Origin of the sequence: Kocuria sp. ZOR0020, assembly GCF_000800955.1 — a bacterium.
GTDB classification, from domain to species: domain Bacteria; phylum Actinomycetota; class Actinomycetes; order Actinomycetales; family Micrococcaceae; genus Kocuria; species Kocuria subflava.
The window spans coordinates 1-860 of record NZ_JROX01000462.1 but is presented as its reverse complement, the minus strand read 5'-3'; the positions used below and the strand labels follow the sequence as shown (position 1 = coordinate 860).

The following is an 860-nucleotide window of genomic DNA, read 5'->3' as shown; positions in this document are numbered from 1 at the left end:
GGTTCAAACAATGACGGAAAATTATACATGATGTTGACTGGAATGGACTATGGAACAATTAGACGAAAAGACTGGTCTAATCCAATAAACACAGCTCTAAACGTACAATATACTAATACTTCAATTATTGCTGGCGGAAGATATTTTGAACTATCAAACGAAACAGTAGCTTTAAAGGGGAATTCTGTCAACTATATCCATGCAAATATTGACTTAACTCAAACAGCGCACCCTGTTACTTTATCGGCTGAAACTTCAAATAATAGCAATAATGTCGATTTAAATAATAGTTCTGGAGTTCTAAAAGTTTTGATTGACATCAGGACAACTGACGGAACAGGTGTAGTTTCAAGCGAAAAACCTCGAAACGTTACGACATTAGACCAAGTTAATGCAGAAAATATCAATGTTAAATTACTTAGTGTAGATGGAGACGTTAGTGATTGGACAGCTTTGAACATGTCTAACGTCACTACAGCTAAACTACAATACAAAAAGAAAAATGGCATAGTTACGGTTACTGGTGGCGGTAATTTTGGAAACTTTAGGGCTAATCAGACCAAACAAGTTGCGTTTCTACCTGAAAACGTTCGTCCTGTAGGCGATATATCAGTAACCCTATCTTCTCTAAATGGAAACAACAATAACAAACCAATGGAATTACAAATTACGGCTAATGGAGAAATTCGAGTATGGAGTCATTACGCTGGGAATAATCAATATGCTGGTGGAACAGCAACTTATTTACAATAGAAAGCAAAAACATAATGGTAACTAGAATGATTTTAATAACTATCTTAATTTTGGCGATTTTATTCGCTACATGGGTTAAAGATAGAGAAGCAATGAACCCACCTTTC

1 protein-coding gene is annotated in these 860 nt (G+C 35.3%); it reads left to right on the top strand.

The features are described from left to right. The coding region (locus L979_RS16100) for a hypothetical protein (protein WP_156125632.1) at window positions 1-753 on the top strand (753 nt) is incomplete at its 5' end. Window positions 754-860 lie beyond the last annotated feature (107 nt).